The sequence below is a fragment of the Nocardioides sp. Soil_C_8 genome, assembly GCF_057656315.1.
Window position 1 is genome coordinate 89752 of sequence record NZ_JBDGKQ010000002.1, and the last position, 20862, is coordinate 110613.

The window sequence follows — 20862 nt, forward strand, 5'->3', positions numbered from 1 at the left end:
GGGCCTCCACGACGGCGAGTTGGGTGACTATTCCGATTAGGAACACTACTCTCGGAAGACGATGAGTCAAGACGTCCCGGTGACGGGCTACGCGATCCTCGGCCTCCTCACGTTCGGCGACGAGCTGACCGGCTACGAGATCAAGCAGCGCGCCGACATCACCCTCCGCTTCTACTGGGTCGCGCCTGCGATGAGCCAGATCTACACCGAGCTGCGCCGCCTCACCGGCCTCGGGCTCGTGCGGGCCGACACGCGTCCGGACGGCGGTCGCGAGGTGACGACGTACGCCATCACCGAGGCGGGCGAGCAGGCGCTGAAGGAGTGGATGGACCGGACGCCCGCCGGGTTCCCCGTCCTCAAGCACACCGTGCTGCTGCGGCTGCTGATCGGCCACGCGAGCGAGCCCGAGCAGACCCGGCGCATGCTGGTGGACTACCTCGCCGAGCTGGACCGGGCCACGACCGACCTCGCGGAGGTCAGGGAGGCGCTGCGTGGCGCCGACCAGCCGGGCGAGCCGTTCCGGTTCCCCTCGCTCGTCGCAGACTGGGGGCTCGACTACTTCGCGGCCGAGGGCCGCCACGCCCGCCGCGCGCTGGACAGCCTCGAGGAGGGCGCGGCGGGCTGAATAGTCTTGGCCAGTGACCCAGCGACCGAGCCCGACCCTGCTCGGACCGGTCGGCCTGGTCCTGGTCGGGATCCTCTCGGTCCAGCTCGGCGCGGCGATCGCCAAGGGACTGTTCGGCGAGATCTCCCCCACCGCGATGGTGTGGTTGCGACTCGTCACGAGCGCGCTGGTGCTCGCCGCTGTCGCGCGGCCGCGGTTCACCGGCCGGACGCAGCGCGACTGGCTCGTGGTCCTCGCCTTCGGCGCCAGCCTCGCGACGATGAACTGGGCGATCTACCAGTCGTTCTCCCGGATCCCGCTCGGCATCGCCGTGACGATCGAGTTCATCGGCCCGCTGTCCCTGGCACTCCTGGGCTCACGACGGGCGCGTGACCTGCTGTGGGTGCTGCTGGCCGCGATCGGGGTCGCCCTCCTCGGCTTCCAGCGGACCGGGCTCGACCTGGCCGGCGTCGCGTACGCCCTGCTCGCCGGCGCCGCGTGGGCGGCGTACATCCTGCTCAGCGCGAGCACCGGGCGGCGGTGGGCGGGCTTCGACGGCCTCGCCGTGGCGAGCATCGTCGCCGCGGTCGCGATGACGCTGCCCGCGCTGCTGACCGCGGGTACGTCGCTGTGGGACGGTCGCGTGCTGCTGATCGGTGCCCTCGTGGGAGTGCTCAGCTCCGTCATCCCCTACAGCTGCGAGCTCGTCGCGCTGCGCAGCCTCCGGCCCGCGGTGTTCGGGATCCTGATGAGCCTCGAGCCGGCCGCGGCGGCGCTCGCCGCGATCGTGGTGCTGCAGGAGCACCTGTCCCCGCTCCAGTGGCTTGCCATCGGGTGCGTCGTCGCCGCGTCGATCGGGGCGACCCGCTCGGGAGCGAACCCGAGCGAGCCACGGGGCCGTCACGACGACGACCATTCGGCGACGCACGGCACACTGGCCACATGACGGGGGCGACATGAGGACTGACATGCGATCGCGACTGGCCCTCGGTGCGCTGGTCCTCACTCTCGGTGCTGCCTCGGGTTGCTCCAGTGACGGCACCGACGAGGAGCCGATCCCGCGCGTCACCCAGCCCACCGACCTGCCCAGCCAGCCGACCCCGTCGGACACCCCGTCCGACGACGGATCCGACGGGTCCGGCCCCGACGGGTCTACCGGCGGCCCGCCCGAGGTGGTCGATACGCTCGTCGAGGGACTCGAGGTGCCGTGGGGGGTGGACTTCCTCCCGGACGGCGACGCCGTCGTCACCGAGCGGATCTCCGGGCGCGTCGACCGCGTCACGACGGACGGCGAGGCGACGACTCTCGGGACCCTTGCGGGCGCCGTCCCCCAGGGCGAGGCCGGCCTGCTCGGCGTCGCGGTGTCCCCCGACTTCGAGACCGACCGGACGCTGTTCTTCTACCTGACCACCGACACCGACAACCGGGTCGTCCGGGCGGAGCTCGACGGCTCGCGGCTCGGGAGCACGACGGTCGTCCTCGACGGCATCCCCGCCGGCTTCATCCACGACGGCGGGCGGATCGCCTTCGGACCGGACGGCTACCTCTACGTCACGACGGGCGAGACCGGCGACCCCGAGCTGGCCCAGGACCCGGACAGCCTGGCGGGGAAGATCCTCCGGATCACCCCCGACGGCGACCCCGCACCCGGCAACCCCGACCCCGGCTCGCCGGTGTGGTCGCTGGGCCACCGCAACGTGCAGGGCCTGGCCTGGGACGACGAGGGACGCCTCTGGGCCTCGGAGTTCGGCGACTCGGAGTGGGACGAGCTCAACCTCGTCGAGAAGGGTGGCAACTACGGCTGGCCACGGGTCGAAGGCGTCGGAGGCGACTCGTCGTACGTCGACCCCCAGCTGGTGTGGCCGGTCGACCAGGCCTCGCCGAGCGGGCTGGCGTACGCCGACAGGCACCTGTGGATGGCGGGCCTGCGGGGCCAACGGCTGTGGCGCATCACCGTCTCCGGCGACGGCAAGGCCACCAAGCCGCGTGCCTTCCTCACCGAGCGGTACGGCCGGCTGCGCACCGTGGCCGCCGCACCCGACGGGCTGCTCTGGCTGACGACCTCCAACCGCGACGGCCGCGGCGAGCCCACGCAGGCCGACGACCGGATCGTCCGGCTCCAGCCCTGAGCCCCAGCCCTGAGCCTCAGCCCGGACGTACGACGGCGCGGCGGGCCGCCCGGCGCAGCGTGGTGAGGATCGCCGGGCCCAGCACCGCGATCGCGATGCCGGTGGTGATCGCCCGGCCGGTGTCCCAGCCGCCGGTCGAGGTCAGGAGCGTGTAGACGAGGAACCGGTGCCCGTTCTCCAGCACTGGCGCGCCCGCCACGTAGGCCAGCGCGCCCTCGTGGCCCGGGACCACGATGCCGAGGGTGAACGGCCAGAAGCTGAGGTTCATCAGCATGCCGTAGAGGTAGGACGCGACCACCGCGTAGACGATCAGCATGACGATCTCGGCGCGACCGCTCACCCGCCGGGGCAGCAGCCCCGCGAACATGCCGACCCAGGCCGCGCAGATCATCTGGAAGGGCAGCCAGGGCCCGACGCCCGCGGTCAGCAGGGCGGAGGCGAACAGCGATGTGCAGCCGAGCACGAAGCCGAACCCGGCCCCGAACACCCGGCCACCCAGCACGAGGAGGAAGAAGACCAGCTCGATGCCGGCCGTACCGGCGCCGAGCCCGCGCATGACGGCGTTGATCGCGGAGAGGACCCCGAGGACGGCCAGCACGCGCGAGTCCATGCCGCCCTCCCCCATCTCGGCGAGCACGACGACCATCACGAGCGGGAGCAGCGCGAGGAAGATGAACGGCGGCTCGACCCGGTCGCCGGGCTGGGCCACCAGCAGGAGCGGCCAGCACAGCATCATCAGGCCGCCGATGGAGGCGAGGACCAGGACCGCTGCGGTCCGCGGTCCGATCGGCAGGGCGACCGCTGGCGGGGTCGTGGCCCGGGTGCGCTCGAGGATGCTCATGGGCGTCCCGCTCCCGCTCGCGCCATCGCCGCCGCGACCTCCTCGACGACGAGCCACGGCGGTCCGAGCACCTTGGTGACCTGTGGTGCGAAGGACGGCGACTCGGCGAGCACGCGCCGTGGCGTGCCGTGCGACACGATCTCGCCCTCGGCCATCACGACGACCTCGTCGGCGACGTGGGCCGCGAACTCGACGTCGTGGGTGGCCAGGAGCACGGCGTGGTCGTCCGCGGCGAGGTCGGCGACGATCCGCGCCAGCTCCGCCTTGCCGGCGTAGTCGAGGCCGCGGGTCGGCTCGTCGAGCAGCACCACCGGCGGCCGGGCCGTGAGGACGATGGACAGCGCGAGCGCGAGCCGCTGTCCCTCCGAGAGGTCGCGCGGGTGGATGGCGTCGTCGACGCCCGGGGCGAGCCGGTCGAGGAGGCCGCGGCAGGTCCCGGGACCGGCCCCGGCTCCCAGGTCGGCGGCGGCGCACTCGTCCGCGACCGTCTCGAGGTAGAGCAGGTCGGCCGCGGTCTGCGGCACCAGCCCCACGCGCGTACGACGCTCTGCCGGCGCGAGGTCGGACGGGTCGTCGCCGGCGACGTCGACCGTCCCCGACCGCCTCCTGCCCGTGCCCTGCAGCGCCCAGATGAGGCTCGACTTGCCCGAGCCGTTGCGACCCATGAGGACCGTGACCTGCCCCGAGGACAGGGTGAGGTCGACCCCGCGCACGGCGACGTGCGAGCCGTGCACGACCGTCACCCCCCGCGCGGCCAGAAGAGGGTCGGCCACCGGTGCCGCCGGCGGCTCGGGCGGCACCATGTCGGGCAGCGAGCGGGCCTGGCGGCGGGCGTCGCGCACGGTCAGCGGCAGCGGCGCCCAGCCCGCGAGGCGGCCGAGCTGGACGAGAGGGGGCGCGACGGGCGAGTCGACCAGGATCCGGTGCGGCTCGTCGACCCGGATGCCGCCGTCGCCGGTGACGAGGCAGATCCGGTCGGCGAACGGGACCACGCGCTCGAGCCGGTGCTCGGCGAGGAGGACGGTCAGGCCGAGGTCGTGGACCAGGCGCGTGATGGTCGCGAGGACCTCCTCGGCCGCCGTCGGGTCGAGCGCGGAGGTGGGCTCGTCGAGGACCAGCACCCGGGGATGGGTGGTCAGCACCGCCCCGATGGCGACGCGCTGCTGCTGTCCGCCCGAGAGGGTGCGGAGGTCCCGCGAGCGGAGGTCGGCGATCCCGAGCAGGTCGAGCGTCTCCTCGACGCGGCGCCGCATGGTCTCCGGGGCCGTGCCGAGCTGCTCCATGCCGTACGCCAGCTCCTCCTCGACCGTGTCGGCGACGAACCCGGCGAGCGGGTCCTGGCCGACGTAGCCGACGAGGTGGGCCCGCTCGCGCGGCGGCTGGTCGACGATGCTCCGCCCGTCGAGCAGGACGTCTCCGCTGAGGACGCCGCCGGTGAACCGCGGGACGAGACCGGTGACGATGCCGAGGAGGGTGGACTTGCCGACGCCGGTCCGGCCCGAGACGAGGACCAGCTCCCCCTCCTCGAGGGAGAGGTCGACGCCGTGCAGCACCTGGTGCTCGTCGTAGCGGAAGCCGATGTCGCGCAGCTCGATCACGCCGTGCCCGTTCATGCCATCACCTCGCGTCGGACTGCGGCGGTGGCCGGGACGGGGGTCGCCACCGCGGGCAGGGCGCCGAGCACGCCGAGCGCGAGGGCGAGCGGCGACAGGTACGGCACCACGGCCACGCCCGGGTAGGCGACGAGGACCTGCGTGTGGCTGACGTACCAGCCCAGCACGGCGACGGAGACGCCGACGCCCACGGTCAGGAGCTCGGCTCCGCGCCACGGGTCGGGGCGGTAGCGGGTGCGCTGGACCCGTCGCCCGGCGCTGACCAGCCCGACGACCGCGACCGCGACGCCCGCGGCCAGCATGGGCAGCGCGAGGACCTGCGGGGCCGTCGGGTCGAGCCAGGCGTACGTCCCGACGCAGATGCCGACGAGGGCGAGCAGCAGCAGCGACCCGGTCACCCACCGTTCGCGGACGGTCGCGCCGCCCGAGCGGCCGTAGCCGCGGGTGTCCATGCCGGCCGCCAGCGACAGCGAGCGCTCGAGCGCGTCCTCGAGGACCGGCACCAGGAAGCGCCGGAGGCGTCCGACCCCCGTGGTCGCCCCACCGCGCAGCGCCTGCGCGGCCCGCACCCGACGGGCGCTCTCCGCGAGCTGCGGGAAGATCGTCACCGCGACGACGAGGGCGGTGCCGATCTCGTACAGCGCCGGCGGCACGGAGGCGAGCACACGCTTGGGGTTCGCCAGCGAGTTGGCGGCACCCACGCAGATGATGATCGCCGCGAGCCGGAGCCCGTCGTAGAGCCCGGCCAGCACCGCCTCGCTGGTCACCGGGCCCAGAAGCCGGATCCCGGCCGCCCAGTCGGGCAGCGGGATCTCGGGCAGGTCCAGCAGCACGTGGCCGATCTCCTGGCCCCCGAACACGATCCGGAAGACCACCCGCATCACCACGGTGAACACGGCCAGGAGGACGTAGAGCCGGAACGACCGGCCGAAGGGGTGACCGGACCGACGTGCCATCACCACCACCGTCGCCGACCCCATGATGAGGAGGAGCAGCAACGGGTTGGTGGTGAGCGAGGCCGCCGTGGCCAGCCCGATCGCCCAGGCCCACCAGGCGAGCGGATGCAGGTCACGCGGCAGGGTCGCCGGTCCGGTCACAGCGCGTCAGACCCCCCGTCTACGACGCGCGACAACCGCGCTGACCGCGATCGCGACCGCGAGCAGCACGAGCACGCCCCAGGTGAGTGCGGCCGGGACGCGGGCGGGACCGTCCGCGTCCGGTTCGGCCGCCTCGGAGGACGCGTTGGACAGTGAGTCTCCTGCAGACTCACCGGCCGAGGCGGAGGGGTCACCCCCGCCGCTGGTCGGCGAGTCGCTGGGAGACTCACCGTTCTCCGAGCCGTCCGCCGACCCCTTGCCGCCCTTCTTGCCCTCGCCGTCGCCGGCCTTCCCCGAGCCGGAACCGCGCCGTGAGTCTCCTGGAGACTCACTGGCCAGCGGCGACTCGGAGGCCGACGGGGAGGGCGAGCCAGAAGGCGACGAGGACTTCGTGGGCGAGCTGGACGACTGGCTCGACGACGGGCTCGAGCCCGAGCCGCCCGAGCCACCGGAACCGCCGGAGCCGCTGGAGGGCGACGAGGACGGGCTGCTGGACTGGGAGCCACTGCCCGATCCCCCGTTCGAGCCGCTCCCCGAGCCGCCGCCGGATCCCGCCGTGCCACCCGAGCCACCCGAGCCACCCGAGCCACCGCTCGGGCTGGGCGAGGACGTCGGCGACGACGTCTGGGACGGCGTCGACGTGGGCGACGGAGACGACGTCGTCGTCACGGGCGGGGCGACGCCGGGCGGGACACTCGTCGAGGCCGTGCGGTCCTGCTGCCACGACCACCCGACCGAGCCGCCGGCGGGAACGGTGAGGGACCCGACGCCGTAGGACGAGTAGGTCCAGGACGCCTTCGACCCGTCCGCCCACCACAGGCCCCAGTAGGCGTTTGCCGGCGAGGCGTTGACGCACGGGTCGCTCGTCGGCACGCCGTTGACGCGGCACACGAACCCGGGCTGGCGGGTCGCGTAGGAGATGCCGACACCGACGGAGGCGAAGATCGCCGCGGCGCTCTTGCCGCCGCCGTCGGCCGAGCAGGCGGTGATGGTGCCGCCACCGAGCTCGCGGTAGTCGACCACGACGCTGACGCCGCCCGAGGACGCGCACGTGGCAGCACCCGCCGCGGGGGCCGACCCGAGGACGAACCCCGGGGCGGCCACCAGCAGGAGCGCGGAGAGCACACGGCGCACGGCGTACGTCGTCATCGCAGCGTCACGCTCGTCGAGCCGGAGCGCAGGGCGGGAAACTGACCCACGGCGCGCACACGCACCTTGGCCCGGCCGTCCGGCAGGGCGACGCGGGTGACGAACCGGCCCTTGGCGTTGGCACGGCCCTTGGCGAGCGTGCGGCCGGCGACGACCACCTTCACCTTCTCCTTGGCGCCGAGACGGCGGACCAGCACGCGGGTCCGGGGGCCGTCGCCGGCGACGGCGGAGACCTTGAGGGTTCGCTTGCCGAGCACGCGGACGGCGTCGCCGACCTGGCCGTCGGAGCCCACGAGCACGTAGTCCGCGGTCGTCGTGGCCTTGGGGAGGGTCACCTTGCGGGTCAGCACGCCGTCCGATGCTGCCACGACCGTGGTGTCCGACAGCCCGGGACCGCGGAGCACGAAGCGCGCGCCCGGGGCGGCGCCGAGCACCTCCAGGTCGGCCTTGCTGCCGGCCTTCTTGAATCCCGTGGGCCCGGCGAGGCGGACACCGGAGACCGATCCGAGGGCGGTCACCGCGGGCTTGGCCACGGTGACCGTGTGCGTGGTCGAGCCGTCACGGCCGGTGAGGGTGTACGTCGCGGGGCCCGTCGTGGCGGGGAGGACGACCTTGCCGGTGAGGGTGCCGTCACCGGTGACGGCAACGCTGCGGCTGCCGTTGATGCCGGGTCCGGTGAGGCAGAACCGGTCGCCCGTCTTCGCCCCGGTGACGGCGAGGCTGATGGACGAGCCGGACTGGGTGCCGGTGGCGCTGACCGTGAGGCCGGTGACCGAGCCGCGGACGTGCGTGAGTCCGGCAACGGCCTGGACGGTGGCCCGACGCCACTGGTCGCGCGCCTCCACCGTGATGCCCTGGGTCTTCGCGGTTGCGAGGGTGTCGGCGGAGTACGCCAGCGCGCCCTCCTCGCCGGCGAGCGGGGAGCCAGCGGGCTGGGGGCCGACCTGCAGCGAGGCGACCCACTCGGCGGCGCGACCGGCCTGCTCGCACCTGCCGGCGGCAGCGAGGGCACTCGCGGCGAGGCCCGTGCTGTTCGTGTTCGAGTCAGGCGTGAACTCGCTGCCGATGAAGGAGCCGTCGGTCTTCTGCGTCGCCACGAGCCACCCCACGGCCTTCGCGATCGCGGCGTCGACCTGGGCCGAGCGCGATGGGATCGCGGCGAGCTGGGCCACGACGAGCGCGGTGGTGTCGGTGTCGATCCCGTCCGTGCCGTCCACGCAGCCCTGGTCGGCGGCGTCCGGGTCGGAGTTGAAGAAGATCCGGAAGAAGCCGGCCGAGCACTGCTGCTTGAGCAGGAAGTCGGTGACCTCGCCCGCACGCGCGGACCCGGCGACCGCGAGGCCACGCGCGGCGAAGGCCTGGCCGAACGAGTTCGCGTAGTCGGCGCCGGTGAGCTGGTCGGCGAGCCGACCCCGGCTCGGGCCGCTGGTCGTGACGCGGTCCTCGACCTGGCTGACCAGGTCGTACCCGCCGTACGACCTCGCGTCGGCGCCGCTGACCTGGGCGAAGACGAGCGCCTTGGCCAGCGAGCCGGAATAGAGGTCCTCGGGCACGCCGTAGTCGACGCCGCTGACGTAGCTGTCGACGTGCGGGCCGAGGGCTTGGCGGATCTGGCGCACGAGCGCTTGGTCGCCACCGACCTCGTCCATGCTGATGCCGATGTCCACGGTCAGGCCGTAGTCGTCGAAGTCGAACTGGTCGTTGTGGACGATCCCGCTGGTGAGCTGGGTGGCGAGCCACCCGGTGCCGGCACGGGCGGCGCTGGTGGCAGGGACGTCTGTCGCGGCCTGGGCCGCGGGAGCGAGCAGGGGCTGCGCCAGTGCCGACGCGGCAACGGTGAGGGCGAGACCCGACAGGGCGGTCCTCGACGCGGAGAACTTCATGGTTCCTTCCCTCGCTGCGACAACGAGGGAGGCGGAATGCACCGGCTCGCCCCGCTGCATTCCTCGACAGCGATGGTGATCAAGACGCGTCGAGGCGGGTGTTCCGGCTCGCACGGGATCGCTCCCGTGCCCACGGTTGCGGGTCAGCGCCGGAATCAGACCGGCTTTCCCCAGCTCGGGCGTGTGTGGTGCCGGCCCGGGCGGGCTCGGCCTGCGAAGCGTAACCCCCGCCGGTCCCGGCACGCACCTCGGCCCGGCGCCACGAGACGAGTTCCGTGGACGCCGGGCCGAGGGTGGTGGAGCCGGTGTGGTGCTGGTGGTGCGTCAGGCGTGCATCAGTTGCGCACGCGCAGCGACGTACGAGCCTCGTCGTCCGAGGTCTTCACCAGGCCGACGCGCCGCTGGTTGCCGGCGGGCAGCTGGAGCTTGCGGACGATCTTGTCACCGGTCTTCTTGCCCTTCACCCGGACGAAGTCGCCCTTGACCTGGAGGCAGGCGCTCTCGCTCGGGGCGAGGCCGAAGACCCGGAACTGCACGCGCTCGCCGGCACGGGCCTGCTTGCGCACCGACACGATGCGGAGCTTGTCCTTGCTGGCCGGCGAGAACTGCAGGCCGAGGATCGCCTGCGCGGTGGCACGGCGCCACTCGTCACGGGCGTCGGCCGGGATGCCGCTGGTGGTGGAGGCCTTCACCCGGTCCTTGCGGTAGGCGACGGCACCCGTGTCCTTGGTCAGCGCGGTGCGGCACTTGTACTTGTCGACCGGCTGGTTCTTGCGGACCCACAGCGCGGCCTTGAGGGCAGCGTCGCGGTTCTTCAGCAGCCCGAGGGCGTAACCACCGATCGCGGTGGTGTTGGTGTTGATCTTGCTCACCGGCGCCGCGGCGCGGAACGCACCGCTGCCCCGCTGCCGGTCAGCCAGCCAGGTGCCGGCCTTGGCCAGGGCACCCGTGACGGCCGCGCTCTTGTCGCCCGACTCGACCAGGTTGATCACCGCGAGCGCGGTGGCGTCCGGGTCGGCCTCGCTGCCTGCCGCGCCCTCGGTGCACGACTGGTTCGGCACGTCGGCCTTGGCGAAGTCGGCACGGAAGTAGCCCGACGCGCACTGCTGCTTGAGCAGGAAGTCGCGGGCCGCGGTGGCCTCGGTCGAGCGGGCCAGGGTGAGGGCGCGCACGGCGTAGGACTGACCGACCACGTTCGCGTAGTTGCCGTACTCCGACTTGTCGAAGATGCGCCCGGCGAACGCAGCCGCCTGCGGCTCCGCGGTCGGGTCCGCGGGCACGTTGGCGGTGCGCTCCTCGAGGCGCGTGATCAGGTTGACGCCGCCGTAGCTGGTCGGGTTCTTCTTGGCGACCCGGGCGAACGCGGCCGCCTTGGCCAGTGCGCCGGCGTAGGACTCCTTGGTCCCGTCGCCGACGTACTCGGCGATGCGCGGCTCGAGCGAGTTGTTGATCGCCGTGACGGTCCCGCTCTGGCTGGAGACGGTCGCGAGCGCCATGCCGGTGTCGATGGTGAGGCCGAAGTCCGGGCCCGACGAGCCGACCATGAGGCCGTCGCGGAGCTCTCCGGCGATCCACTCGGCCGCGATGGTCGAGGGGGTGCTGTCGGTGTTGACCGCGGCCTTGGCGGACCGCAGCGCGGACGAGGGCTCCGCCGAGGCGGGCGGAGCGGCGAGTACGCCGACCCCCAGGGCTGCGGTCGACAGGGCGACCAGAGCCGTGCGGACGGGTCGAATGCGATGGTGCATGACTTCCTTCCCGCTCGCCGAGGTCGTCCACGACCGCATGCTGCGGCCGACCGCTCCCCCGATGCTGCGAGCGTTGGTTGGTGATGTGACCAGTGGGACTCGCCAGCACACTAACAAGTTGTCTAGACAGCGTTCCGGGTGGATGTTCCGACCAAAGTAGGGGTCAGGAGAGCTTCTCCAGGATCAGCTCCCGGACCCGCCCGGCGTCGGCCTGCCCGCGCATCTCCTTCATCACGGCGCCGATGAGGGCGCCTGCGGCGGCGACCTTGCCGTCGCGGATCTTGTCGGCGACGTCGGGGTTGGCGGCGATGGCGTTGTCCACCGCGGCACCGAGCGCGCCGTCGTCGGACACCACGGCCAGCCCGCGCTTCTCGACGACCTCGTCGGGGGTGCCCTCACCTGCGAGGACGCCCTCGAAGACCTGGCGGGCGAGCTTGTCGTTGACGACCTTCTCGTCGACCAGCGCCTGGATGCGGGCCACGTCGGCCGGGGTGATCGGCAGGTCGACGATGTCGACGCCGTCCTCGTTGCTGCGGCGGGCGAGCTCGCCCAGCCACCACTTGCGGGCGGCCTGCGGCGCCGCACCCTCAGCGATCGTCTCCTCGACCAGCCCGAGCGCGCCGGCCCCGATGGTGTCGCGCATCTCCATGTCGCTGAAGCCCCACTCGGCCTGCAGCCGCGCGCGGCGCACGGTCGGGTTCTCCGGCAGCGTCCCGCGCAGCTCCTCGACCCACTCGCGGCTCGGCGCCACGGGGACGAGGTCGGGCTCCGGGAAGTAGCGGTAGTCCTCGGCGTCGGACTTCTCGCGGCCGCTCGTGGTGATGCCGGTGTCCTCGTGCCAGTGGCGGGTCTCCTGCAGGATCGAGCCGCCGCCGCTGAGGATCGCGGCGTGGCGCTGCATCTCGAAACGCACCGCCCGCTCCACCGAGCGGAACGAGTTGACGTTCTTGGTCTCCGTGCGGGTGCCGAGGACGCCGCTGCCCTTGGGCGAGAGCGACAGGTTGACGTCGGCGCGCAGGTTGCCCTGGTCCATCCGGGCCTCGGAGACGCCGAGCGCCACGATCAGCTCGCGCAGCTGGGCGACGTACGCCCTCGCCACCTCGGGCGCCTTCTCGCCCGCGCCGAGGATCGGGCGGGTGACGATCTCGATGAGCGGGATTCCGGCGCGGTTGTAGTCGACGAGGGAGTGGTCGGCGCCGTGGATGCGGCCGGTGGCGCCACCGACGTGCAGCGACTTGCCGGTGTCCTCCTCCATGTGGGCGCGCTCGATCTCGACCCGGTAGGTCTCGTCGTCCCCATCCTGGTTGGGCACTGTGACGTCCATGTAGCCGTCGAAGCAGATCGGCTCGTCGTACTGCGAGGTCTGGAAGTTCTTCGGCATGTCCGGGTAGAAGTAGTTCTTCCGGGCGAACCGGCACCACTCGGCGATGTCGCAGTTGAGCGCGAGGCCGATGCGGATGGCCGACTCCACCGCCTTGCCGTTGACCACCGGCATCGCGCCGGGCAGCCCGAGGCAGGTCGGGCACACGCCCGCGTTGGGCTCGCCACCGAAGACGGCCGGGCAGCCGCAGAACATCTTGGACGCCGTGTTGAGCTCGACGTGGACCTCGAGCCCGAGGGCCGGGTCGTAGGCCGCCAGGACGTCGTCGAACGCCATCACGTTCTCGGTGCGGGTCGCGGTCATCGCGCCACTCCTTCCAGGACGGGTGCCTTGTCGAGGAGCGGACCGCCCCACTGGTCGGCGTACAGGGCCTCAAGTGCGGCACCGACGCGGTAGACGCGGTCGTCGGCGAGCGCCGGGGCGAGCACCTGGAACCCGCTGGGCAGGCCGTCCTCGTCGGCGAGCCCGTTGGGGACGGAGATCCCCGGTACGCCGGCGAGGTTGGCGGGGATGGTGGCGAGGTCGTTGAGGTACATCGCCATCGGGTCGTCGAGCTTCTCCCCCAGCTTGAACGCCGTGGTGGGTGCGGTCGGCGAGACGAGCACGTCGACGTCGGCGAAGGCGGCGTCGAAGTCGCGGCTGATCAGCGTGCGGATCTTCTGGGCCTGGCCGTAGTAGGCGTCGTAGTAGCCGCTGGAGAGCGCGTAGGTGCCGAGGATGATGCGGCGCTTCACCTCGTCGCCGAACCCGGCGTCGCGCGTCGCGCGCATGACCTCCTCGGCGCTGGGGTCGCCCTCGGGCGTCACCCGCAGGCCGTAGCGCATCGCGTCGAACTTCGCGAGGTTGCTGGACGCCTCGGCCGGGAGGATCAGGTAGTAGGTGGCGAGGGCGTGCACGAAGGACGGGCACGACACCTCGACGACCTCGGCGCCTGCCTTGACGAGCAGGTCGACCGACTCCTGGAAGCGCGCCATCACGCCGCCCTGCCAGCCCTCGCCGGCGAGCTCGGTGATCACGCCGACCTTGACGCCGCTCATGTCGCCCGTCGAGCCGGCCTTCGCCGCCTCGGTGAACGACGGCCAGTCCTGCCGGATCGACGTCGAGTCGCGCGGGTCGTGGCCGCCGATCACGTCGTGCAGCATCGCGGCGTCGAGCACCGTCCGGGTGACCGGTCCTGCCTGGTCGAGGCTGTTGGCGAGGGCCACCAGCCCGTAGCGGGAGACGCCGCCGTAGGTCGGCTTCACGCCGACGGTGCCGGTGACGGCGCCGGGCTGGCGGATCGAGCCGCCGGTGTCGGTGCCGATGGCGAGGGGTGCCTCGAAGGCGGCGACGGCTGCCGCCGAGCCGCCGCCAGAGCCGCCCGGGATGCGCTCGAGGTCCCACGGGTTGCGGGTGGGGCCGTAGGCGGAGTGCTCGGTGGAGGAGCCCATCGCGAACTCGTCCATGTTGGTCTTGCCCAGGATCGGCAGGCCGGCCTGGCGCAGCCGCGCGACGACGGTGGCGTCGTAGGGCGGCACCCAGCCCTCGAGGATCTTGGAGCCACACGTGGTCGGGAGCCCCCGGGTGGTCAGCACGTCCTTGACCGCGACCGGTACGCCGTCGAGCGGGCCGCGTGCCTCGTCGCGGGCGCGGCGGGCGTCGGAGTCGGCGGCGTCGGCCAGGGCACCGTCGCGGTCGACGTGCAGGAAGGCGTGCACGGCGCCGTCGACGGCGTCGATCCGGTCGAGGTGGGCCTCGGTGAGCTCGACGGAGGTGACCTCACCGGCGGCGAGACCGTCGGCGAGCGCGGCAGCGGTGCTGCGGGTCAGGTCGCCCATCACGCCTCCTCGCCGAGGATCCGCGGGACGGAGAACCGCTGGTCCTCGACAGCAGGGGCGCCGGACAGCGCCTCCTCGGCCGTCAGGCCCGGCACCACGACGTCGTCGCGGAAGACGTTGGTCAGCGGGAGGGCGTGCGAGGTGGGCGGCACGTCGTCACCTGCGACCCCGTTGATGGAGGCCACCGACTCGAGGATCACGCTCAGCTGGGGCGCCAGGTGGTCGAGCTCGGCGTCGGAGAGGTCGATGCGGGCGAGCATGGCCAGGTGGGCCACCTCGTCCCGGGAAATCTCGGGCATGGGGTTGATCCTAGGTCCCCGGCCGGCTCGCTCCCGCCCCCGGTCGGGACCGCGGTCGGATCGTCCCGCCTGCCCGGGATCAGCGCCCCATGTGCCGGGAAGTGCCCTCGGACGAGCGTCGTCAGCGCGGCGACGGACCCTCCGACGCCACGGCGGAGGAGATGGCGATGCGGGCACGGTGGACGACGGCGACGGTGGCGGCGACGGTGGCGGCGGTGCTGGTGACGGGGTGCGCGTCCGCCGCGCGGACGGGCACGGACGCGGTCGACGGGGCGGCGATCGGCCTCCCGCGGGAGCAGGCGGACACCGGGACCGACACCGAGCAGACGGAGCAGGCGGAGCCCGAGCCGACCCCCGAGCCGCGCGGCTCGGAGGACTGGCGCCTGACCCGGCAGTCCCTCCACGGCGAGGTCGCGGCCTACACCACCCACGCCAGCGGCGTCCCGGGCACGCAGGTGGGCCTCAAGGTGTCCACCACCGAGGGCGGCTGGGAGGCGGCGGCGTACCGGATCGGGTCGTACGCCGGTGGCACCGGGATGTTCGTCTGGGAGTCCGGCTTCCGGCGGGGCCGGCAGCAGCCCGCGCCGCGCTACGCGTCGTACGAGCGGCGCACGGTCGTCGCGCCCTGGGACCGCGACCTGACCGTCGACACCTCGTCGTGGACGCCCGGCTTCTACGTCTTCCGGCTGCGCACGGACACGGGGTGGGAGACCCAGGTGCCGTACGTCGTGACGTCCGAGACCGCGGAGGGCACCGTCGCGCTGGTCGCACCCGTCACCACGTGGCAGGCCTACAACGAGTGGGGCGGCTACAGCCTGTACGCCGGCGCCAACGGCGACAGCCCGAGCCACGCCGTGAGCTTCGACCGGCCCTACAACGGCGCCACCGGGGCCAACGACTACCGCACCGCGGCCATCCCGGTCGTCGTGCGCGCGGAGAGCACCGGCGTGCCGCTGTCGTACTTCACCAACGTCGACCTGCACACCACGCCGACGTCGCTCGCCGGCGCCCGAGGCTACGTGTCCATGGGGCACGACGAGTACTGGACCAACTCGATGCGAGACGCCGTCCTCGGGGCCCGCGACGCCGGGACCAACCTCGCCTTCCTCGGCGCGAACACCATGTACTGGCGGATCCGGCTGGAGCCCGGCGACGAGGGTCCGGCCCGCGTGGTCGTCGGCTACCGGCACTCCGCCCACCTCGACCCGCTCTACGCCCAGGGGTCGGTCGACGCAACGGCGATGTTCCGCGAGCCGCCCGTGCCGCGCCCCGAGCACGACCTCCTCGGGATGCAGTACGAGTGCTTCCCCGTCGACACCGACTACGTCGTCGCCAGCCCCGGCTGGTGGGGCTTCCGCGGCACGGGCGTGCGCCGCGGCGACCACGTCCCGGGACTCGTGGGCCCCGAGGCCGACCGGGTGTACCCAGACGGCCGGCTGCCGCGACCGCTGCAGGTGCTGAGCCACTCGCCGTACTCGTGCCGGGGCGTGACCACCACGACGCAGTCGGTGTACTACACGGCCACCTCGGGTGCCGGGGTCTTCAACGCCGGCACCCTGCGCTGGGGCTGCGCCATGGTCGACCGGTGCGAACGCCCGCTGGGCCCCGTCACCCGGGAGTTCACCCGGACGGTGACCGCCACCCTGGTCACCGAGTTCGCCCGCGGCCCGGTCGGCGCACGACACCCGGCCCGGGACAACGTGGAGGCGTTCGACCTCTCCACCGTCAACACGGTCCCGGCGAGCTGAGACAGGCAGCGCTGCGTCGGTCATGATGATCGCCATGGGCCCCACTCGCCGTCGCGCCTCGTGGACCGCGCGCGTCGGCGTCGCGGTCCTGGCGACGGCGCTCGCGACCGGGTGCTCGGACAACGGCCCGCCCGACGACGAACGGACCCCGACGGCCCAGTCGGCCGCGCTCCGCGTGCAGACGGTCACCGGGGCCGAGCGCCTCGACGAGAGGACCCGCGCCGAGATCGAGGGCGCCGTCGGCGACGCGCTCTCCGACTACGTGGTGGCCGCCTTCCTCGGCGACTTCCCCCGCCAGGAGTTCGTCCAGGCCTTCGAACCCTTCACCAGCGTGGCCGCCCGCAAGGCCACCCGCGACATCGACCTGCTCACCGCGGCCACGGCGCGCGACGCGACCGCCGTGCGCGCCACCGCCCTCGACGCCAGGCTCTCGTTCCTGACCCGGACGGAGGAGGTGCTCGGCGGGACGGCCGCGGTGCACTTCGCCTTCGACGCCACCATGGGTGACGGCACGACCCGAGAGCTCGAGCTCGACGGACGGTTCATGCTCGAGCCCGACGACGACGGCACCTGGTCGATCTTCGGCTACGACGTCAGGTTCGACGACGGCGACGAGACACCGGCCGAGGCGGAGTCATGATGCGGCGACCGAGGTGGGTGCGGCGCGCCACCACGCTGGCGGCGCTGCTCGCCGGGGCCACGCTGGTCGTGCCGGCCGCCTCGGTGCACCCCACGAGCATCAGCCTGACGACCGTCGGCACCGCCAAGGCCGTCGACGCCGGCGACGGCATCGTCTGGGTCCTGGCCCTCGGCTCGGAGGCCGCCGCCGGGGACGACGTGACGACGGGCCTGACCGACGCCATCCAGCTCGTCGGCGTGCACCTCGACACCGGCCGGGCCGTCGCGATCGGCCTCCCCCGTGACCTCTACGTCGAGATGAGCGACGGTCGCGCCCGTCTCAACACCGCGCTGCGCGACGAGGGGACGGACGGGGTCGCGCGCGAGGTCGACGACCTGCTCGGGATCGCGCCCGACGTGGTCGTGGTGACCGGGTTCGAGGGGTTCCTGTCGATGATGGGCGCCGTGGGCGACGTCCACGTGGACTCGCCGCTGGCGTTCACCACCGAGGAGGGCGACGTCCACGTGCGACGCGGCCGCAACACCTTCGACCCCGACGAGGCGCTCTACTACGCCCGCACCCGCGAGACGCTCCCCGGCGGGAGCGACTTCGAGCGAGCGGCCAACCACCAGCGGCTGCTCCTCGGGGTGCTCGAGCGGCTGCGCGGGGCCGAGGACGAGGCGGGCTTCATGGAGGGGGTCGCGCTGTCCGCGCTCGGCGGGCTGCAGACCGACATGACGCCCTCGCAGGTCTACCGGCTCGTGCAGGCGCTGACCACGGTCGACCCGCGTCGTACGGACTCCTGCATCATCGTGGGCACCTTCGGGGTGGAGAGCGGCGCCGCGGTGGTCTATCCCGACATGAGGCAGGCCCGCGCCGTCGGGCAGGACGCCCAGGACGACGCGCGGCTCCAGGGCGGTTGCCGCGACGGGTCCGGCTGACCGACCCGCCGCTGCTCAGCCCAGCCCGGCCTCGCGCGCCTTGACGATCGCCTGGGCACGGTGCGCCACCTGCAGCTTGGCGAAGATGTTGCTGGCATGGTTGCGGACCGTCTTGACCGACAGTCCGAGCTGCCGGGCGATCTCGCCGTTCTCCTTGCCCTCCGCGATGAGGCCGAGCACGACGCGTTCGCGCTCGGTGAGGTCGGGGAAGGCGTCGGCGACCGGCCGGTTGCGCACCCCGAGGAAGTAGTCCATCACCCGGTCGGCGACACCGGGCGCGAAGATCACCTCGCCGGCGCCCACGGCCTCGACCGCACGCACGATCTCACCGCGGCGCGCACCCTTGAGCAGGTAGCCCCGGGCTCCGGCCCGCATCGCGGCGAAGACCGACTCCTCGTCCTCCATCATCGTCAGGACGAGCACCCCGATGTGGGGCGAGGAGGCGACGATCTGCGCCGTCGCGTCGATGCCGTTGACCCGGGGCATCTGCAGGTCCATCAGCACCACGTCGGGCTGGAGGTCCAGGGCCAGCGCGATGGCCATCGCGCCGTCGGAGGCGGTGCCCACCACCTCGACGTCCGGCGTCGCGGCCAGCAGGGCCTCCAGGCCCCGCCGGAACTCGTCGTGGTCGTCGGCGATCAACACCCGGTGGTTCTCCATCGGCTCCTCCTCGCTGTCAGCCCTGGTCGAGCGGCAGCCGCACCTCGACCACGGTGCCGCCACCGGGGCGGTCCCCGGCCTCGAACGACCCGCCGAGCTCCTCGGCGCGCTCCCGCATCGAGGACAGGCCTACACCCGGGCGACGGTCCACAGCCAGTCCCGATCCCGTGTCGGTGACGTCGATGTGCAGCTCACCGTCCGTCCGCGCCAGGCGTACGACGCAGCCGTCGGCGCCGCTGTGGCGCTGCACGTTGGTCACCGCCTCGACCACGATGCGGTAGGCCGCGACCTCCACCGCGGCGGGGAGCGGCTCGATGTCGTCGGCGGCCTCCACCGTCCACGGCACCCCTGTGCCGGCGGAGCCGTGCTCGGCGGCGCGGTGACGCAGCGCCGAGACCAGGCCGAGCTGGTCCAGCGCGGGTGGACGCAGCCCCTCCACCAGGCGACGGACCTCGCCGATGCCCTCACGGGCCTGGTCCGAGAGCCGCGACACCAGGCTCGACGCCTGCTCGGGGTCCTCGTCGATGAGGTCGGAGGCCGCCTCGAGGCGCATCGCGAGCGACGCGAGGGAGGGTCCGAGCCCGTCGTGCAGGTCACGCCGGAGCCGCCGCCGCTCCTCCTCGCGGGCAGCGACCAGTCGCTGGCGGGAGAGCTGGAGCTCCCGGTTGACCGTGACCGCCTGCACGAGCGCACCGACCTGGGTCCCCACGTCCTCGAGGAGCCGCTGGTCACCCGGGCCGAAGGGGTCGTGACCGGCGTCGACCTCCACCCGCAGGTGTCCCACCGTGGTGCCGCCGACCGAGAGGTCGACGGTCGCGGGCGTGCCCGTCGGAACGCCGATCTCGGCGGCGATCGGCCCAGAGCTGGGCGTGGCCAGCACGTCGACGGCCGCGTACGAGAGGTGCAGGCGACGGGCGAGCAGCTCGAGGGCCTCCCGCAGCGCGTCCTCGGGCGCGGTCATCGCGTCGAGACGCCGCAGGTCCGACACCACCCGGTGCGGGAACTCCCGGTCGCCGTAGACCACGCGGCGCACGGTTCGCTGGACCACGACACCGGCGGGCAGGAGCAGCAGCGCCAGCAGGCCGCCGGCCAGCATCGAGCTGGCGGAGATGTCCGCCGCCGCGTCCACCGCCCGCACGGCACCGGCGAAAGCAGCTCCCACCACGACCAGCACGAGGGCCTGGACGAGCCCGCGGCGGACCCGCGGCTCGATCTCGCCGAGGTGGTAGCGCCCCGTGGCCACGGCGACACACGCCACGGCGATCCCGCCACCGAGCAGGACGAGGAGGTCCTCGCGCAGCACCGGCGCGCCGGTGAGGAGGTCCGGTACGGGACCGAGCACCAGCCAGGCGCCGACGCCCGCGCCGACGCCGAGGAGGGCGAGCCTCGTGGCGAGCACGTCGGAGCGCCCTCGCGCCCGGAGGTGGGCCAGCGTCGCGATCACGAGCAGGGCCGGGACCGTGGCCCAGAGGGCCGGTGCCCAGACGGTCGCCAGCACCGCCTGCAGCTCCAGCGCGGAACCGGCCCCCTCGGAGAGTGCCGCCACCCAGACGGCGTACCCCACCGCGGGGGCGGCGAGCAGCGCCGCTGTCAGCCACCGTCCGCGGCCTTCGGGCTGGGTCAGCAGCGCGACGGCGATCATCAGCGCCACCAGGCCGACGGCGGCCATCACCTCGCCGACGACCGCGGGCCAGGTGCCGCGCGCACCGGCGAGGTCGACGACGCCGAGGCCCAGCGGGGTGGAGGTCAGCGTCGAGGGCAGCAGTGCGGCTGCGGCGAGGAACGCCCACGCGGACCTCGCCGACGGCCTCGACCAGAAGGCGAACGATCCCAGCGCGAGCAGCAGGACGGGGAGGAGCACGACGTGCGGGGCGGCTCGCACGGCCGCGGCGAGCGGGTAGCGGTGGAGCGTCACGTCGACCTGCTGGATCAGGTCGAGCCCCGTGCCCGTGCGCCGGACCTCGTAGCGCACGACGTCGCCCACCTCGCGTCGTACGTCGTCGGAGTCGCCGACGCCGTCGGCCCAGTCTGCCAGCGTGCGGCCGTCGACGGCCTGGACCTCGTCTCCGGGTCGCAGCGCGGTCTCGCCGTAGGTGGCCCGCACGCGGACCGTCTCGTCCCAGCGCACGCCCGCCGACGGCAGCAGTCTCGAGGAGAGGCTGGTGCCGTCGGACGGCCCGGCCAGCAGCGCGAGGACGGTCCAGCAGACCGGCACCGCCCAGGCCACTGCGAGCACGAGCAGCCTGCTGGTGCGCGCCATGGAGGCATCGTGCCCTCGCCCGCGGCCGGGGGGAAGCAGCCGCGCTGGCCGCGGGTGTCAGGCGGGGCCCGCAGCC

17 protein-coding genes are annotated in these 20862 nt (G+C 73.3%); 6 read left to right on the top strand and 11 right to left on the bottom strand.

Annotation, left to right across the window (positions count from 1 at the left end; all coding sequences use genetic code 11):
- Positions 1-61 precede the first annotated feature (61 nt).
- The 3 genes from AC3A3L_RS10240 to AC3A3L_RS10250 are packed head-to-tail and all read left to right on the top strand — an operon-like array spanning position 62 to position 2733.
- Complete coding sequence (locus tag AC3A3L_RS10240) at positions 62-625, top strand: PadR family transcriptional regulator (RefSeq protein ID WP_487639928.1); 564 nt, start codon at positions 62-64, stop codon at positions 623-625.
- A gap of 13 nt (positions 626-638) precedes the next feature.
- Positions 639-1550 (top strand): EamA family transporter, encoded by a 912-nt coding sequence (locus AC3A3L_RS10245; RefSeq protein WP_487639929.1) that lies wholly within the window; start codon positions 639-641, stop codon positions 1548-1550.
- A gap of 22 nt (positions 1551-1572) precedes the next feature.
- A complete protein-coding gene (locus AC3A3L_RS10250; RefSeq protein ID WP_487639930.1) occupies positions 1573-2733 on the top strand; it encodes a PQQ-dependent sugar dehydrogenase in 1161 nt (386 codons plus the stop codon).
- 16 nt (positions 2734-2749) lie between these two features.
- Here AC3A3L_RS10250 and AC3A3L_RS10255 read toward each other — a convergent pair whose 3' ends face one another.
- The 9 genes from AC3A3L_RS10255 to gatC all read right to left on the bottom strand — a co-directional run bounded on the left by AC3A3L_RS10255 (position 2750) and on the right by gatC (position 14558).
- A complete protein-coding gene (locus tag AC3A3L_RS10255; protein WP_487639931.1) occupies positions 2750-3574 on the bottom strand; it encodes an ECF transporter S component in 825 nt (274 codons plus the stop codon).
- The gene (locus tag AC3A3L_RS10260) at positions 3571-5187 is read right to left on the bottom strand and encodes an ABC transporter ATP-binding protein (protein WP_487639932.1); all 1617 of its coding nucleotides are present in this window, start codon (positions 5185-5187) and stop codon (positions 3571-3573) included. Before AC3A3L_RS10260 ends, AC3A3L_RS10255 begins: the two co-directional genes overlap by 4 nt.
- Positions 5184-6284 carry an energy-coupling factor transporter transmembrane component T gene (locus AC3A3L_RS10265; protein WP_487639933.1) on the bottom strand — a complete coding sequence of 367 codons (1101 nt, stop codon included), beginning with the start codon at positions 6282-6284 and terminating at the stop codon, positions 5184-5186. The genes AC3A3L_RS10260 and AC3A3L_RS10265 overlap by 4 nt, the downstream gene beginning before the upstream one ends.
- Positions 6285-6290: 6 nt before the next feature.
- On the bottom strand, positions 6291-7433 hold the full coding sequence (locus AC3A3L_RS10270) for a hypothetical protein (RefSeq protein WP_487639934.1): 1143 nt from the start codon (positions 7431-7433) through the stop codon (positions 6291-6293).
- Positions 7430-9316, bottom strand: coding sequence for a prenyltransferase/squalene oxidase repeat-containing protein (locus AC3A3L_RS10275; protein ID WP_487639935.1), 1887 nt, complete (start codon positions 9314-9316; stop codon positions 7430-7432). Before AC3A3L_RS10275 ends, AC3A3L_RS10270 begins: the two co-directional genes overlap by 4 nt.
- Positions 9317-9651: 335 nt before the next feature.
- Positions 9652-11061, bottom strand: a complete 1410-nt coding sequence (locus AC3A3L_RS10280) for a prenyltransferase/squalene oxidase repeat-containing protein (RefSeq protein WP_487639936.1) — start codon at positions 11059-11061, stop codon at positions 9652-9654.
- A gap of 163 nt (positions 11062-11224) precedes the next feature.
- Complete coding sequence (gatB, locus tag AC3A3L_RS10285) at positions 11225-12745, bottom strand: Asp-tRNA(Asn)/Glu-tRNA(Gln) amidotransferase subunit GatB (RefSeq protein ID WP_487639937.1); 1521 nt, start codon at positions 12743-12745, stop codon at positions 11225-11227.
- Positions 12742-14259, bottom strand: a complete 1518-nt coding sequence (gatA, locus tag AC3A3L_RS10290) for an Asp-tRNA(Asn)/Glu-tRNA(Gln) amidotransferase subunit GatA (protein WP_487639938.1) — start codon at positions 14257-14259, stop codon at positions 12742-12744. Before gatA ends, gatB begins: the two co-directional genes overlap by 4 nt.
- Positions 14259-14558, bottom strand: coding sequence for an Asp-tRNA(Asn)/Glu-tRNA(Gln) amidotransferase subunit GatC (gatC, locus tag AC3A3L_RS10295; protein ID WP_487639939.1), 300 nt, complete (start codon positions 14556-14558; stop codon positions 14259-14261). The genes gatA and gatC overlap by 1 nt, the downstream gene beginning before the upstream one ends.
- A 167-nt stretch (positions 14559-14725) precedes the next feature.
- On the opposite strand from gatC, the gene AC3A3L_RS10300 reads away from it, so the two are divergent.
- From AC3A3L_RS10300 to AC3A3L_RS10310, 3 genes are read left to right on the top strand one after another with little or no spacing between them, the layout of a single operon-like run.
- Positions 14726-16306, top strand: coding sequence for a N,N-dimethylformamidase beta subunit family domain-containing protein (locus tag AC3A3L_RS10300; RefSeq protein WP_487639940.1), 1581 nt, complete (start codon positions 14726-14728; stop codon positions 16304-16306).
- Between the two features lie 34 nt (positions 16307-16340).
- Positions 16341-16946, top strand: coding sequence for a hypothetical protein (locus tag AC3A3L_RS10305; protein WP_487639941.1), 606 nt, complete (start codon positions 16341-16343; stop codon positions 16944-16946).
- Positions 16943-17866, top strand: a complete 924-nt coding sequence (locus tag AC3A3L_RS10310; RefSeq protein WP_487639942.1) for an LCP family protein — start codon at positions 16943-16945, stop codon at positions 17864-17866. Before AC3A3L_RS10305 ends, AC3A3L_RS10310 begins: the two co-directional genes overlap by 4 nt.
- A gap of 15 nt (positions 17867-17881) precedes the next feature.
- Here AC3A3L_RS10310 and AC3A3L_RS10315 read toward each other — a convergent pair whose 3' ends face one another.
- A complete protein-coding gene (locus AC3A3L_RS10315; RefSeq protein ID WP_487639943.1) occupies positions 17882-18526 on the bottom strand; it encodes a response regulator transcription factor in 645 nt (214 codons plus the stop codon).
- Between the two features lie 16 nt (positions 18527-18542).
- Entirely contained in the window at positions 18543-20786 is a 2244-nt protein-coding gene (locus AC3A3L_RS10320) for a sensor histidine kinase (RefSeq protein ID WP_487639944.1), read from the bottom strand.
- Positions 20787-20862: the final 76 nt, after the last annotated feature.

What these genes read in the sequence shown, in the direction of transcription:
- AC3A3L_RS10240 (WP_487639928.1), top strand. Translation starts at nt 62, where the DNA reads ATGAGTCAAGACGTCCCGGTGACGGGCTACGCGATCCTCGGCCTCCTC.
- AC3A3L_RS10250 (WP_487639930.1), top strand. Translation starts at nt 1,573, where the DNA reads ATGCGATCGCGACTGGCCCTCGGTGCGCTGGTCCTCACTCTCGGTGCT.
- AC3A3L_RS10255 (WP_487639931.1), bottom strand. Translation starts at nt 3,574, where the DNA reads ATGAGCATCCTCGAGCGCACCCGGGCCACGACCCCGCCAGCGGTCGCC.
- AC3A3L_RS10260 (WP_487639932.1), bottom strand. Translation starts at nt 5,187, where the DNA reads ATGAACGGGCACGGCGTGATCGAGCTGCGCGACATCGGCTTCCGCTAC.
- AC3A3L_RS10270 (WP_487639934.1), bottom strand. Translation starts at nt 7,433, where the DNA reads ATGACGACGTACGCCGTGCGCCGTGTGCTCTCCGCGCTCCTGCTGGTG.
- AC3A3L_RS10275 (WP_487639935.1), bottom strand. Translation starts at nt 9,316, where the DNA reads ATGAAGTTCTCCGCGTCGAGGACCGCCCTGTCGGGTCTCGCCCTCACC.
- AC3A3L_RS10280 (WP_487639936.1), bottom strand. Translation starts at nt 11,061, where the DNA reads ATGCACCATCGCATTCGACCCGTCCGCACGGCTCTGGTCGCCCTGTCG.
- gatB (WP_487639937.1), bottom strand. Translation starts at nt 12,745, where the DNA reads ATGACCGCGACCCGCACCGAGAACGTGATGGCGTTCGACGACGTCCTG.
- gatA (WP_487639938.1), bottom strand. Translation starts at nt 14,259, where the DNA reads ATGGGCGACCTGACCCGCAGCACCGCTGCCGCGCTCGCCGACGGTCTC.
- gatC (WP_487639939.1), bottom strand. Translation starts at nt 14,558, where the DNA reads ATGCCCGAGATTTCCCGGGACGAGGTGGCCCACCTGGCCATGCTCGCC.
- AC3A3L_RS10300 (WP_487639940.1), top strand. Translation starts at nt 14,726, where the DNA reads ATGCGGGCACGGTGGACGACGGCGACGGTGGCGGCGACGGTGGCGGCG.
- AC3A3L_RS10305 (WP_487639941.1), top strand. Translation starts at nt 16,341, where the DNA reads ATGGGCCCCACTCGCCGTCGCGCCTCGTGGACCGCGCGCGTCGGCGTC.
- AC3A3L_RS10310 (WP_487639942.1), top strand. Translation starts at nt 16,943, where the DNA reads ATGATGCGGCGACCGAGGTGGGTGCGGCGCGCCACCACGCTGGCGGCG.
- AC3A3L_RS10315 (WP_487639943.1), bottom strand. Translation starts at nt 18,526, where the DNA reads ATGGAGAACCACCGGGTGTTGATCGCCGACGACCACGACGAGTTCCGG.
- AC3A3L_RS10320 (WP_487639944.1), bottom strand. Translation starts at nt 20,786, where the DNA reads ATGGCGCGCACCAGCAGGCTGCTCGTGCTCGCAGTGGCCTGGGCGGTG.